The sequence below is a fragment of the Providencia sp. SP181 genome, assembly GCF_050446505.1.
GTDB classification, from domain to species: domain Bacteria; phylum Pseudomonadota; class Gammaproteobacteria; order Enterobacterales; family Enterobacteriaceae; genus Providencia; species Providencia vermicola.
Genome location: NZ_JBBPXM010000006.1, coordinates 297,678 through 311,833 on the forward strand (window position 1 = coordinate 297,678; position 14,156 = coordinate 311,833).

Consider the following 14,156-nt stretch of genomic DNA (forward strand, 5'->3'; position numbering starts at 1 on the left):
ATAATTTGTGCTGTAGCTAGGCGTCGAATGCGTTAATCCCTAGGAGCATACACCAGTTGTGCCCTGAATCGTCCCCTCTCCAGTTATATCCTTTAAATAGTTCAAACTGTAGGTAGGCGGCAAATGAGGAGATTTCGGAGAGCATATATGAGTATGTGGCCCCAGTCGCCGAAAGCAGACTCCTACAGCTTACCCTCTCCAGTTATATCCTCTAAATAGTTCAAACTGTAGGTAGGCGGCAAATGAGAAGATCTCGGGGAGCATACTTGAGTATGTGACCCGAGTCGCCGAGTGCAGCCAACACCCCTACAGATTGAAATATGACGAGGATATCAAAGTTTAAGGCGGCCGGAGAGCGAATGGGATAACGTCGTACTATCTACAAGCTCCAACTCCCCCCCCACTGGAACCCCGTGGGCGATACGGCTCGCCGTCACCCCATATTGCGCGCACATTTGCCCAATATAGTTTGCCGTTGCTTCGCCTTCCACCGTCGGATTGGTGGCTAAAATCACCTCGACGATTGATTCGGCGGCTAAGCGCTCTTCAAGCCGATCCAAGCCGATATCCATCGGGCCAATACCATCTAGCGGTGATAAATGCCCCATCAGAACGAAATAACGCCCTGAAAATTGCCCCGTTTGCTCAATAGCGTAGATATCCGCAGGGCTTTCCACCACACAGATCAAGCCATTTTGTTGGCGGCGGGGGTTATCACAAATATTGCATACATCTTGTTCAGTAAATGTTCTGCAATCACGGCAATGGCCAATTTCAGACATCGCACGTGTTAACGACTGCGCTAAACGCATCCCACCACTACGGTCACGTTGTAGTAGTTGGAAAGCCATTCGCTGCGCTGACTTTGGCCCAACACCAGGGAGACAGCGCAGAGCTTCCATTAATGATTCAAGAAGCGGACTAGTTTGCATTAGAATGGCATCTTAAAGCCTGGTGGTAATTGCATACCACTAGAAACACTCGCCATTTTTTCTTTTTGCGTCTCTTCGATACGACGTGCTGCATCATTAAATGCCGCAGCAATTAAATCTTCCAGCATTTCTTTGTCGTCTTCGAGCAGACTAGGGTCAATTTCTACGCGACGACAGTTGTGTGAGCCATTGATAGTGACTTTAACCAGACCCGCGCCAGATTCGCCTGTAGCTTCTAGTTGAGCGATTTCTTCCTGAACCTTTTGCATTTTGTCTTGCATTTGCTGGGCCTGTTTCATCAGGTTACCCAATCCACCTTTACCGAACATAGTTTTCTCTCACAACTGAGGCTACAGCTAAATATAAGACTGTAGCGTTAAACGGGGCGAATACTCTCTTCGTCCAACTGCGCATCAAACATTGAGCGCAGTTTTTGAATCGTCTTATCCGCAATAATAGACTGGCGAGCTTGTGCCAGTTTCTCTTCATAAATCGCCTGTCGCCATTCCAGCGGGGTTTTCACCTCACTATTATCATCGTGAACGATTTTCAGTTCAACAGTACGACCATACAGTTCACTCAGAGCCTCTTCCAATGCTCTATGGGCAGAGGGTTTATCAAGGTGTTTCTGAGCGGGACGCAAATGCAAAGCAATTTGCGACTCACTTAATTCTTCTATATATGAATTCAAAGCTAATTGTTCAACTAGCTTGGGAATATTTAATTTTGCAATTTGACCTGACCAGCTATCTCGTTCACGCCCTTCTTCGATAATTTTTACTGCTAATTCAGGGGTTTTCTCATATTCGAGCGCCTCTTTAATCTCCGTTGGCGTGGTGACCGCCTCTTTCGAGTTCATAACGGCTTCGTTTTGTGGCTTCCACTGATACTGCTTCGGTTTCTCTGGTTTTGCAGACCCCGATGCTTTGTTTTCCACATTTTGTTGATGTTTGCTGGTCACGGCGGCCAGCCTTTCCAGTGCTGATACCGCCGGCTTTGCCCTTTCAGACATCACCGGTTTAGCCTTTTTTGGGCTAGGATCCTCACTTTGTGGCACTTGCAGCGCCTGCCTTGCTTTGAGCAATTGCGCTGTCGGGCTATTTTCAGGCAAATTTTCTGAACGAGGCATCGAAGGTGCAACACGTTGCTGAGTAACGGGCTGGTTCACAACTGCCGCTTGCTGCACTATTCTTGGGGGCGGTTCAATCTCTTCAATCACGCTCTTTGGGTGAAAAGCTAACGCCCGCAATAGCGTCATTTCAACCCCCATACGCCGCTCTGGTGCATAAGGCAGCTCTTTTCTGCCCACCAAAAGAGTTTGGTAAAAAAGTTGCAAATCCGCAGGGGAAACCACCCTAGCCACTTGCCGTAAACGCCCCTCTGTTGAAGATGGGTCGGTTTCTTGTTCCGCAGGCAGTAATTGGATCATCGCGATGCGGTGCAGTTGCGATAGAATTTCCACTAATAAGTTTTCCCAATCAGCACCGCGACTTGCCGCGTGCTCCACTTGGGTCATAACCGCAATGCTATCTGCTCTAACGAGGGCTTCGATAATGGCTAAAGGTTGCTCATCATCCAACGTTCCTAACATTTGACTGACTATGTCTGCGGTGACTTTACCTTGCCCCATAGCAATGGCTTGGTCAGTTAAACTTAATGCATCACGCAAGCTGCCATCCGCAGCACGAGCAATTAATTGACGTGCACGTTGGTCGTGCTCAATATTTTCTGCATTGAGAATAACCTCGAGCTGTTCACTGATTTGCGTGACATCCAACGCTTTAAGATGGAACTGTAAGCAACGCGATAAAATCGTCACTGGCAATTTTTGTGGATCCGTCGTTGCCAATAAAAACTTGACGTGCTCAGGCGGTTCTTCGAGGGTTTTTAATAGCGCATTGAAGCTGTGCCGTGAAAGCATGTGAACTTCATCGATGAGGTACACTTTAAAGCGCCCTCTCGCAGGTGCATATTGCACGTTGTCTAGCAATTCACGCGTATCTTCGACCTTCGTTCGCGAAGCGGCATCAATTTCAATGAGGTCAACAAAACGACCTTGCTCAATTTCAAGACAGTTTGCACATTGGCCACAAGGCGTTGCTGTGATCCCTGTTTCGCAATTGAGCCCTTTAGCAAAAAGGCGTGCGATTGTGGTTTTCCCAACACCGCGAGTCCCCGAGAAAAGATAGGCGTGATGAAGCCGCTGGTGCTCCAGCCCATTAGCAAGTGCAGTCAAGACATGTTGTTGGCCAACAACGTCTGAAAATTTTTGAGGTCGCCACTTACGGGCAAGTACCTGATAGCTCATGGATCCCACAGTAATTTAATAATGGTGTGTGAATAAAGGTAATCATAGTACATGCTACCACAGCCTCAACCTCTGCGGCGAGACTGTGATAAAAATAGAGGAAAAATAAAGATTAATGGCCAGGGAATTCAACCAAGCTGTATGAAGAAACGCCTTCTTTTTGTAAGCGTTCAACGCCACCTAAGTCAGGTAGGCTAATGATAAATGCAGCCTCAACTACATTTGCGCCAAGTTGCTTGATCATTTTCACGGTCGCTTCAACTGTTCCGCCTGTTGCCAGCAGATCGTCAACCACCAGCACATTATCTTCTGGACGAATGCTGTCTTTGTGGATCTCAAGGGTATCAGTGCCGTATTCAAGATCATAAGTCATACTTAATACTTCGCGCGGTAATTTTCCTTTTTTACGAACAGGAACGAAACCCACGCCTAAACGTAATGCGACTGGTGCGCCGAATAGAAAACCTCGCGCTTCAGTTCCTACAATCTTAGTGACGCCTTTATTTTGATAATGCTCAACTAACATATCAATCGTTGCTTGGTATGCAGCAGGGTTATTTAACAAAGTTGTAATGTCACGGAAGATCACACCTTCGATTGGATAATCTTGAATGGATGCGATACTTTCTTTAATCAATTGCAGTTGTTGCTCTTTAGCGGTCATAATAAAAGCCATGTAGTAAACACGAAAGTGTAGAATCTATGTAAAGTACCATAAAAATGCAATAAGCAGCCGTCTATTTGCGGTGAGTTTTGTTGCTGAATATCAATTTTACGCGATTTTTCACATTTAATGGGAACAAAAAATGAAAATACAAGCTCTGTTGGATGCGTTAAAAAAGCAAATTGACGAGTTAGAAACCCGTGTCGCTCCCATTAAAGATAACGAGTTTTCCCACTCACGTTTTGATATGCAACTGTTTAGCCATAAATCGACGCGCTTAGGGGATTGCCAAAAAGAGTTAAATAATCTTTATCAGCAGTTGTGCAACAGTGTCACACTGAACCATACCGAACAAGTGAATTTTCTCACCGAAAAAATTGTGCATCAAATGCAGGCTATTTCCCGCGAAATTTCAACGCAATCGTTGCGTGAAAAAGAATCATCCTTTACCAAGAAAAAGGAACAGGTTGATTTATATGAACGTTTATCACAACATCAAGATTATGAGCGCCGCTTACAAGCGATGGTCAGTGAAAAAGAACTTCAATTATCAGGGCTAACAGACCACCGCTTACAGCACCAATGCCAAAAAGAGCTCGCAACATTAGCAGGCCGTTTGTACCGTTGCCGCCAAGCTCTTTTACGTATTGAAAAGGCCATAGAGCACCAAGAAAATCAGTATTTTGAATAATACGACACACCGCAATATAAGGAATACGAATGGACTCACTCAAAGATGCCTCCCTCGAAATACAGCTTGCCGTTGATTTGATTTACTTGTTAGAAACGTCAGATATTGAAACCGATATTGTTCTTAAAGCCCTAGATATTGTTAAAAATGATTATATTTTAAAACAACAAAAGCAAACGGCAGAAACAGCCTGCTTTGAAGAGCTTTAATTATTTCCCGCTATCTTCGCCATTTTCTTTAGAGGAACGTTGCACTTCCTGTACTTCCTCCCCTTTATTATTGTGCAGATGAACTTCCAGCTGATTAAAGGCGATATCAATGTCGTTTTCTCTGCACAGTTTATCAATCGCTCGATTCACTTCATCACTGGTCACGCTGCGATCGCCTATTTGGCGGACGTAGAAGCGCAGTTCGTGGTCTAACGTGCTCGCACCAAACGTGGTGAAATAAACGCTCGGTGCGGGCTCTGTCATCACTTTGGCATTACTGGTGGCCGCAGAGAGTAATACACGCTTCACTTTGTCCAGATCCGATCCGTACGCTACGCCCAGTGAAATCGTGATCCGCGTAACTGTATCTGACAACGACCAGTTGATCAGCCGTTCAGTGACAAACGCTTTATTAGGAATGATCACTTCTTTGCGATCGAAATCAACAATGGTGGTCGCACGAATACGAATTTTGCTCACCGTGCCTGAATAGGTCCCGATGGTGACAGTGTCGCCAATACGGATCGGTCTTTCGAATAAGAGGATGATCCCCGAAACAAAGTTCGCAAAAATTTCTTGTAAACCAAACCCCAACCCGACGGTTAAAGCGGCAGCTAACCATTGTAATTTGTTCCATGTCACGCCAATCATGCCCAGAGACGCAATCGCACCGATCCCCACAATGATATACGTTAATATCGTCGTTATGGCATAAGTTGACCCTTGTCTCAATTTTAAGCGTGATAAAACAAGGACCTCTAATAGCCCAGGCAAGTTGCGGGTCATCACCCACGCAACAATAATAATCACCACCGCTAAAATGAGATTGGCGAGTGTCACGGACTGAAGAATATTCGTACCTTCAGGAGAAACATCGGTATAGCGCCACAGTTCCACACTATCAAAAAACGAGAAAATGGTAATAAAATCAGACCAAATACCATAAAACGCCAACGCAAAGATGATAAACAACACCATGGTTGTTAAACGCAAAGATTGCTGGCTAATCAGTTCAATGGTCATTGGCGGCTCTTTAATTGGCTCATTTTCCGCATCTTCCTGCGGTTCCTGCCTTTCTAGCCTTAATGCTTCACGACGTTCGACTGCACGTTGATAAGCCAGCTTGCGCGCCACCAGCGTCAAGCCCCTTAAACAGGCGTTATAGGTGATATACCAAAGCAACAACAAATACAAACTATCAAGCCAACGGTTTGCCAAACGTAGCGTGGTGTAATAGTAACCCGCCATCATCAGCCCCACTAAAATAAGCGGGGAAAACGTCAATAATGTGATGACAATCGTCCGCGTTAAATGGCTGCCTTTCTCTTGCCAGACTTGTTTGCAAAATGGCACGGTAAAAATACACAACAGCAGTAGCGAAACTAAAACTATCAATTGCCCAATCACATCTTCTGATACTTTTAGTGGGTTAATCACGCCATAAGTTGAAAAGAAGATTAATGGGATCAGCGGGATAGATAACCGTGACATACGGCGACGAGTACGTGAGATAGTGCCTTGGTCTATCCCAAAATGCTTCTGTGCAATGCCTTGTGGCTTCAATATGCGGAATGTCAGCTCAAACAACGCCCAAAAAATGGCAAGTTGTTGGCAAAACTGCCAAAAGAACGGCCCTTGGACATTACCTGTTTTTAAGAACCAATAACCTATCGCCAATAATAATAAAGAGATAGGCAGGGTTTGCATCAATGTCAGTAAGAGCGCTATTGGCGTGCTCAAAACACTGTCATTCCGTAGGCTCGATAAGCGTTGGTCAATCTCTTGTAAACGTCGGTTAATTTTGCGATGAAACCAAATAAAAATCACCGCAATCAATACCAGCGGGATCACCACTAACAACGAGTTTGTTATCCCGCGCTGAATACTGCGAGACGATAAACTGAAATCAAAACTGCTGATTTGGGCTGCCGCAGCTTCTGGGAAGGTTTTAATCCACTCCAAATCCATCGGTTTATTGCTGTTCACCCAAAATATTTGCTGAGCTAATGTATTTTCAAGGGAGCTTACCACACTCAATAATTGGTTTTGGTCGAGCTGCAAGTTAATTGCTTGGGAAATTTGCCCGCCCAGTTGCTGGTTAAGCTCATCTAACAAGCCACGCCTGACATCTAAAAGCTTGGTCAATGCGGCCTTATCATCTGTTGATAGCAATGATCCGCTGCTCTGTTCTTCACCTGTTTTGACGGCCAGTTGGCTCTCTAAACCAGAGATGTAGTCATTAGGTTGATACAACGCATCACGCTGCTGATTAATATCAAACTGTTCAAGACGTAAATCCGCAATCGTCACAGGCAAGTTTTTAGTTAAAATATCTGGCGGTAAATCGATTTGCTGTTGGAATAAGATACGAGATAGCAATAAGCTCCCGCGTAAAACGTTAATTTGCTCTTTCAAATTACGTTCTGACTGCGTTGCCCTTTCTAACCACGCTTTAACACGGATACCGTTTTGTACCAGTTTATTGCTTTCCTCGGTCACTTGGATCAATCGGTCACTGAGCGCATTATTAATAGCGACTTCTTTTTGAATAACGGGGTTTTGCTGTGCTTGAATATCCGCTTCAGAAGTATTTAAAGCTTCACGCACAGTTGATTGGGAATCATCTAGACGGCGATTACTGATAGCCGCTTGTAGCTGTTGAACCTGATCCTCAAGCTGCACAATATACGCTGCGGTATAATCACGTTGCTTTTGCAGAACATCTTGCAATTGCGTGTTAGTTTGCAAAATCCGTTTTTGGTATTCATTTTGTTGCTGCAAGAGATACTGCTCGACTTGTAGCATATCAACCTGAGAAGGCCGCAAGCTCACTGAGTCATTAAGTGTACTGTTTAATTCATTACGAATTTCTTGTAATCGCCGCGCATTATCTAACATCAACGCCTGCGCACGTTCTGGTTGAGTTTGTAAACCGATAAGTTGGCTATTATAGGTTGCTAGGTCGTTTTGTTCAGACTGTAAGTTTTCTAAGTAGGTCGATTGTAGGGTTTCTAATTGAGAAAGTGAGCTACTTTTTATCTTTTCAGCGAATTGGGAGGCTTGTCGTTCGCTTTCATTTCTAATTTGTTGCAAACCTTGAATAGCAATTCTTGATTCTTCACTTGTTCGATTAAGTTTTTTTTGCAGTTCTTCCGTTCGTTGCTCAAGTTTATCCAATTCATTATAAAAATCAGATGTTTTTTCTAAGTCCCCACGCACCAATTTTTCTTCTTCACTTAAGCTACTTTTTTTACTTAACGCAGTGAGCGAATTTTTAATGTCGTTTTTACTAGGCAGGTTATTGGGAGCTAAAGCAGATGCGGAGTAAGAAAAAAATATCATTGCGAGTAACAACACAGCGCTAATAAAATACCGCTCTATTCTTTGTTGTTTTATCATCATAATATTCTTATACCCGCTCATATTCTTTCTTTTGTTCCAGCTTTATCCAGAAAAGTAAAGTGCCAGTAATACATTACCAGCACATACGATTAGGCTAACATTTTAAACCAACAAATTAGAATGTTAAGACTTTATCTGATGTTAATGTCCAGCTAGCCAATTCCACTAGTGTGCCAACTTCAACACCATCCGCTAAAGTTAACTCACTGATACCACGGGCATCGGTACATGTCTTACATAATTTAACAGGCACCCCTTGAGCCGTTAAAATCTCTAACATTTGCTGAAGGTTATAACCTTCTTTCGGCTTTTGAGCAGCTAAACCTGCACAAACCGCATCTGACATTAAAAAAATTTTTAAATCTAAATCTGAATTTTGCTCTTTTAGCGTGATAGCAAGACGCAGGGAGTTGAATAAAGTTTCACTACCATATGGCGCGCCATTGGCGATAATCAGAATAGAGGCCATCTGTTACTCCAGTTTATTATATTTGAGTGGGTTTAAGTCGTATTGCTGGGTTACACTTTAATGTCTCTAATAGTGTCTCAACCAACGTTATCGTGTGTTGATTTATATTAAAGTTCTCAGGTTGTAATAGCCAGTTTTCTAACAAACCCGACATTAATGAACGGATCATGATGGCAGCGCATTCAATATCAAGGTCAGCAGGTAATTGCCCAGCATCGATACAATCTTGCAAATTACCGACAATACGACACTGGCTAGCCACATAATTAGCCCGTTTAAAATCGACTAATTCAGCCATCTCACCAACTAATTCGCATTTTAAAAAGAAAATTTCCATCAACGCACGGTTTTTGGGATTGTCGATAAAATCGGTCAAAATAAAAACTAATAATTCTCTTAGTATTGAAAGTGGATCATTGGTATATTTAGAACGATAATATTCTTCAGCTTGGATTATTTGGTTATCACCAAACTCACAGGCCTGAAAAAAGAGATCAACTTTATTTTTAAAATGCCAATATATTGCACCTCGGGTTACCCCCGCTGCTTTTGCAATATCGGCTAATGATGTGGCTGAAACCCCTCGCTCAGAGAATGTTTTGATGGCAGCATCTAGTATTTCCTGGCGGGTTTCTTCAGCCTGTTGTTTAGTTTTTCGTGCCATTGTGACCCGTTTCTATCGAAAGCTGATTTACATACATTCGTGTATGTTTGTACTATAGCACAGTGATAAATCATATTGTTTACCATTTTTCTTATTTTTGTTTTGAACTCATATTGATTAATTGAGGTTAACTTATGCGAAAAAACAGAGGGGTGTTACCTCTGGCTCTGTTGGTTCTTTCAGGTGGCTTAGCTTTATCAGGTTGTAACGATGAACAACAAGGTGGCGGAGAACGCCCGGCGCCTGAAGTAGGAATTGTTACGCTGAAAGCCGAACCTCTGACTCTCAAAACCGAGTTACCAGGCCGTACATCTGCATTCCGTGTTGCCGAGGTTCGCCCACAAGTGAGCGGCATCATTTTAAAACGTAACTATAAAGAAGGTAGCGACGTAGAAGCTGGAACATCTTTGTATCAAATTGATCCTGCTCCTTTCCAAGCAACCTACGACAGTGCAAAAGCAGAACTTGCAAAAGCGCAAGCGAATGCAAATATCGCGGCTCTGACGGTTAAGCGTTATAAACCATTATTAGGGACGAATTACATTAGTCAGCAAGAATACGACCAAGCGACTTCAACTTATGCCCAAGCGCTTGCTGCCGTCAAAGCAGCCGAAGCAGCTGTTGAGACTGCGCGTATCAACCTGAACTATACCAAAGTGACCGCACCAATCAGTGGCCGTACTGGCAAATCGAATGTGACTGAAGGGGCGTTGGTCTCCACAGGACAAGCAACTGAATTAATGCGAGTTCAGCAACTTGACCCTATCTACGTTGATGTGACGCAATCGAGCGATGATTTTCTGCGTCTAAAAAATGAGATAGCACAAGGCGCTGTGCAAAAAGAGTCTGGTCAGGCACCTGTTAGTTTAATTAATAACAATGGCCAAGAATACGCACAAAAAGGTGTTCTCGAGTTCTCTGATGTCACCGTGGATGAAACCACAGGTTCCATTACTATGAGAGCCATTTTCCCTAACCCGAACAAAGAGTTACTTCCGGGAATGTTTGTCCGTGCAATTTTAGAAGATGGCGTTGTTGAAAATGCAATTTTGATTCCTCAACAAGGTTTATCGCGTACTGCTCAAGGTACCTCTCAAGTCATGGTTGTTGGCGCAGAGAATAAAATTGAAGTCAGGACGGTTAAAGCAGGACAAGCGGTTGGCAACAAATGGCTGATTAAAGACGGTTTAAAAGCAGGTGATCGTGTTGTCGTCATTGGCTTACAAAAAATCAAACCAGGAATTGTTGTGAATCCTAAGGAAGCAAACTTAGAAACGCAATCCATAGACAATCAGGCTAAACCTGAAGAAAAGTCTAAATAAGGGAGCGGCTGATTAATGCCTAAGTTTTTTATAGAAAGACCAATTTTTGCGTGGGTAATTGCGATTATCACCATGCTTGCTGGTCTGTTGGCAATTATCCAGTTACCTGTTTCTCAGTACCCGACCATCGCACCTCCAGCTGTTTCTATTTCAGCTAACTATCCAGGAGCGGATGCTGAGACGGTACAAAACACAGTAACGCAGGTTATCGAACAGAATATGAACGGTATCGATAACTTGGTATATATGTCATCGAGCAGTGACTCATCAGGTTCTGCTAGCATTACGCTTACCTTTGAAGCAGGAACTGATGGTGATATCGCGCAAGTACAGGTGCAAAACAAATTGCAACTGGCGATGCCATTGCTGCCACAAGAAGTTCAACAGCAAGGTATTAGTGTCGATAAATCAACAAGTTCGTTCTTAATGGTTGCAGGTTTCGTGTCCAACGATGGGTCGATGGGCCAATATGACATTGCTGACTACGTAGGTTCGAATATTAAAGACCCATTAAGCCGTGTAAATGGTGTGGGTGAAACACAGTTGTTTGGTACCCAATATGCCATGCGTATTTGGTTAAAACCAGAGCAACTCGTTAAATACAATATGACGACGACCGATGTCATTAATGCAATCAAGGTTCAAAATAACCAAGTTGCAGCAGGACAGCTCGGTGGCTCGCCGTCAATTGCAAACCAACGTTTAAACGTTTCAATCATTGCACAGACACGTTTAAACAATGCAGAAGAGTTTTCTAATATCTTACTGCGTGTTAACCAGGATGGTTCGCAAGTTCGTATTAAAGATGTTGCGGATGTTCAATTAGGTGCGGAAAACTACAGTACCGTAGCGCGCTTTAACGGAAAACCTGCTGCAGGTATCGGTATTAAACTAGCGACAGGTGCGAATGCGTTAGATACCTCTAACAACGTACGTGCTGCGCTGGAAGAGATGAAACCGTTCTTCCCGCAAGGGTTAGAAATCGTTTATCCATACGATACAACACCATTCGTTAAAATCTCGATTAACGAAGTTGTTAAAACATTAGTTGAAGCAATCATGTTGGTTGTCGTGGTTATGTATTTGTTCCTCCAGAACATTCGTGCCACATTGATCCCAACAATTGCCGTTCCTGTTGTATTGTTGGGGACATTTGCCATCCTATCGGCATTTGGTTACTCAATAAACACCTTGACCATGTTCGCGATGGTACTCGCCATCGGTCTACTCGTCGATGATGCCATCGTTGTTGTAGAGAACGTTGAACGTGTTATGCAAGAAGAAGGCTTATCACCGAAGGAAGCGACCAAAAAATCAATGGGTCAAATCCAAGGTGCGTTAGTCGGTATTGCAATGGTGCTGTCTGCGGTATTTATCCCAATGGCCTTCTTTGGTGGGTCAACAGGGGCAATTTACCGTCAGTTCTCAATTACCATTGTTTCATCCATGATCCTCTCAGTTCTGGTGGCGATGATTTTAACACCAGCACTGTGTGCCACGATGTTAAAGCCAATTGAAAAAGGCAGCCATGGTAGCCAAAAAGGGTTCTTTGGATGGTTTAACAGAACGTTTGAAAAACAAGCTCACCACTACACAGACAGCGTAAGCCGCATGCTTAACGGCACAGGTCGTTACCTGGTGATTTACCTGATTTTAGTGGCAGGCATGGCATTCATGTTTGTTCGTTTACCGTCGTCCTTCTTACCAGCAGAAGACCAAGGTGTATTCCTGTCAATGGTTCAATTACCACCTGGATCAACACAAGAACAAACTCAAGCTGTATTAGATGAAGTCAACAATTACTACCATACTGACGAAAAAGACAATGTTGAATCTGTCTTTACCGTTGGAGGCTTTAGCTTTGCGGGTCAAGGTCAAAATATGGGTCTCGCCTTCGTCGTTCTGAAAAATTGGAGCGAACGTAAAGGTGATGAAAACCACGTTGATGCGATTGTACAACGCGCGAATATTGCGATGTCCAAGAAACAAGAGGCACTGATTTACGCCTTTAACCTACCCGCAATTGTTGAGTTAGGTACCGCAGACGGTTTTGACTTCGAGTTAGTGGATAAGGGTAACTTAGGGCATGACAAACTGATGCAAGCACGTAACCAATTACTTGGTTTAGCGGCTCAACATCCAGAAATGCTCCAAGGTGTTCGTCCAAATGGTCAGGATGATACGTCACAATATCGTATCTACATTGACCAACAAAAAGCGCAGGCACAAGGTGTCGCAATCAGCGATATTAACGCAACACTCAGCTCCGTCTTTGGTGGAAGCTATGTAAACGACTTTATCGACCGCGGTCGTGTTAAGAAAGTTTACGTACAAGGTGATGCAGAAAGTCGTATGTTGCCATCGGATATTAGCAACCTGTATGTTCGTAATAACCAAGGCAAAATGGTTCCATTCTCGGCATTCTTAGATGAATCCAAAGACCCTTGGAAATTTGGTTCACCACGCTTAGAACGTTATAACGGTGTGCCAGCAATGAATATTCAAGGCCAAGCAGCACCAGGAAAAAGTACGGGTGATGCGATGCTATTAATGGAAAAACTCACGACTGAAAACCTGCCAGAAGGTATTGGTTATGAGTGGACAGGTATGTCCTATCAAGAACGCTTAGCGGGTAACCAAGCTCCTGCTTTATATGCGATTTCCTTGATAGTGGTATTCCTCTGTCTGGCTGCTCTTTATGAAAGCTGGTCAGTGCCATTCTCCGTTATGTTAGTGGTTCCATTGGGTATTATCGGTGCATTACTCTTCACCAGTATTCGCGGTTTAGATAATGACGTTTACTTTAAGGTTGGCTTATTAACAACCATTGGGCTCTCAGCGAAAAACGCAATCTTGATTGTTGAATTCGCCAAAGACCTAATGGAAAAAGAAGGTAAAGGGTTAGTTGAAGCAACGCTAAATGCCGTTAAGATGCGTTTACGACCAATCCTGATGACATCACTGGCATTTATGCTGGGGGTTATCCCGCTAGTGTTTAGTAATGGTGCAGGTTCAGCTTCTCAGAACTCAGTAGGTACAGGTGTTCTGGGTGGTATGTTTGCTGCTACCTCTCTGGCTATCTTCTTTGTTCCTGTATTCTTCGTGGTGATCCGTCGCCGCTTCTCTAAGAAGTCTGAAGATATTGAACACAGTCATCCACCTGCAGCACACTAATTGCTGATAAGTAACATATTAATAAGAGCCACTGAAATGTGGCTCTTAGTTTGTTGACAAAGCAGGATAAAAGCGTGGTTTTTCCTGCTTTGTGTTATCAGCCGAAAATCAATAAACTGATTTTCCTGATTTATTTTCAAAACCTATCCAACCTGCAGTCAAACCTAATCGGTTTGTCAGCAGTCTGAGAGCCACTGAAATGTGGCTCTTATTTTCTTCTTAACTCAATATAATTACCCCCTTTTACCTGTTTCTATCAATCCCATACTATTTTTTGATTGCTTTGAAAAATGCATTCCCCCTTATACTCCTTAGCGATTA

Annotated in this window: 11 protein-coding genes; 4 read left to right on the plus strand and 7 right to left on the minus strand. The window is 43.5% G+C overall.

Annotated features, from left to right (window positions below):
• Positions 1–332: 332 nt before the first annotated feature.
• From recR to apt, 4 genes are all read right to left on the minus strand, one after another.
• Positions 333–932, minus strand: a complete 600-nt coding sequence (recR, locus tag AABS66_RS12875; RefSeq protein WP_206082930.1) for a recombination mediator RecR — start codon at positions 930–932, stop codon at positions 333–335.
• Positions 932–1,261 (minus strand): YbaB/EbfC family nucleoid-associated protein, encoded by a 330-nt coding sequence (locus tag AABS66_RS12880; RefSeq protein ID WP_004260403.1) that lies wholly within the window; start codon positions 1,259–1,261, stop codon positions 932–934. The genes recR and AABS66_RS12880 overlap by 1 nt, the downstream gene beginning before the upstream one ends.
• Positions 1,262–1,308: 47 nt before the next feature.
• Entirely contained in the window at positions 1,309–3,240 is a 1,932-nt protein-coding gene (dnaX, locus tag AABS66_RS12885; protein ID WP_206082931.1) for a DNA polymerase III subunit gamma/tau, read from the minus strand.
• A 112-nt stretch (positions 3,241–3,352) separates the two neighbouring features.
• Entirely contained in the window at positions 3,353–3,904 is a 552-nt protein-coding gene (gene apt, locus AABS66_RS12890; RefSeq protein ID WP_206082932.1) for an adenine phosphoribosyltransferase, read from the minus strand.
• Positions 3,905–4,046: 142 nt separating this feature from the next.
• Between apt and priC the strand changes: the two genes are divergently transcribed.
• Entirely contained in the window at positions 4,047–4,595 is a 549-nt protein-coding gene (gene priC / locus AABS66_RS12895; RefSeq protein WP_206082933.1) for a primosomal replication protein PriC, read from the plus strand.
• 29 nt (positions 4,596–4,624) lie between these two features.
• The gene (locus tag AABS66_RS12900) at positions 4,625–4,804 is read left to right on the plus strand and encodes a DUF2496 domain-containing protein (RefSeq protein WP_206082934.1); all 180 of its coding nucleotides are present in this window, start codon (positions 4,625–4,627) and stop codon (positions 4,802–4,804) included.
• On the opposite strand, the gene mscK is transcribed toward AABS66_RS12900, so the two are convergent.
• The 3 genes from mscK to acrR form a co-directional block, all read right to left on the minus strand.
• Positions 4,805–8,203 (minus strand): mechanosensitive channel MscK, encoded by a 3,399-nt coding sequence (gene mscK / locus AABS66_RS12905; protein ID WP_430225003.1) that lies wholly within the window; start codon positions 8,201–8,203, stop codon positions 4,805–4,807.
• A 118-nt stretch (positions 8,204–8,321) separates the two neighbouring features.
• Positions 8,322–8,675 (minus strand): DsrE/DsrF/TusD sulfur relay family protein, encoded by a 354-nt coding sequence (locus tag AABS66_RS12910; protein WP_206082936.1) that lies wholly within the window; start codon positions 8,673–8,675, stop codon positions 8,322–8,324.
• 16 nt (positions 8,676–8,691) lie between these two features.
• The gene (acrR, locus tag AABS66_RS12915) at positions 8,692–9,339 is read right to left on the minus strand and encodes a multidrug efflux transporter transcriptional repressor AcrR (RefSeq protein ID WP_349415638.1); all 648 of its coding nucleotides are present in this window, start codon (positions 9,337–9,339) and stop codon (positions 8,692–8,694) included.
• Positions 9,340–9,473: 134 nt separating this feature from the next.
• Here acrR and AABS66_RS12920 point away from each other — a divergent pair, with 134 nt between their 5' ends.
• Positions 9,474–10,661, plus strand: coding sequence for an efflux RND transporter periplasmic adaptor subunit (locus AABS66_RS12920; RefSeq protein ID WP_430224999.1), 1,188 nt, complete (start codon positions 9,474–9,476; stop codon positions 10,659–10,661).
• A 15-nt stretch (positions 10,662–10,676) separates the two neighbouring features.
• Positions 10,677–13,835: an efflux RND transporter permease subunit gene (locus AABS66_RS12925; RefSeq protein WP_206082939.1), complete on the plus strand. Its 3,159-nt coding sequence runs from the start codon at positions 10,677–10,679 to the stop codon at positions 13,833–13,835.
• The last annotated feature ends 321 nt before the right edge of the window (positions 13,836–14,156 follow it).

Excerpts from the sequence above, each read along its gene's own strand:
- recR (WP_206082930.1), bottom strand. The coding sequence starts at position 932 with ATGCAAACTAGTCCGCTTCTTGAATCATTAATGGAAGCTCTGCGCTGT.
- AABS66_RS12880 (WP_004260403.1), bottom strand. The coding sequence starts at position 1,261 with ATGTTCGGTAAAGGTGGATTGGGTAACCTGATGAAACAGGCCCAGCAA.
- dnaX (WP_206082931.1), bottom strand. The coding sequence starts at position 3,240 with ATGAGCTATCAGGTACTTGCCCGTAAGTGGCGACCTCAAAAATTTTCA.
- apt (WP_206082932.1), bottom strand. The coding sequence starts at position 3,904 with ATGACCGCTAAAGAGCAACAACTGCAATTGATTAAAGAAAGTATCGCA.
- priC (WP_206082933.1), top strand. The coding sequence starts at position 4,047 with ATGAAAATACAAGCTCTGTTGGATGCGTTAAAAAAGCAAATTGACGAG.
- AABS66_RS12900 (WP_206082934.1), top strand. The coding sequence starts at position 4,625 with ATGGACTCACTCAAAGATGCCTCCCTCGAAATACAGCTTGCCGTTGAT.
- mscK (WP_430225003.1), bottom strand. The coding sequence starts at position 8,203 with ATGATAAAACAACAAAGAATAGAGCGGTATTTTATTAGCGCTGTGTTG.
- AABS66_RS12910 (WP_206082936.1), bottom strand. The coding sequence starts at position 8,675 with ATGGCCTCTATTCTGATTATCGCCAATGGCGCGCCATATGGTAGTGAA.
- acrR (WP_349415638.1), bottom strand. The coding sequence starts at position 9,339 with ATGGCACGAAAAACTAAACAACAGGCTGAAGAAACCCGCCAGGAAATA.
- AABS66_RS12920 (WP_430224999.1), top strand. The coding sequence starts at position 9,474 with ATGCGAAAAAACAGAGGGGTGTTACCTCTGGCTCTGTTGGTTCTTTCA.
- AABS66_RS12925 (WP_206082939.1), top strand. The coding sequence starts at position 10,677 with ATGCCTAAGTTTTTTATAGAAAGACCAATTTTTGCGTGGGTAATTGCG.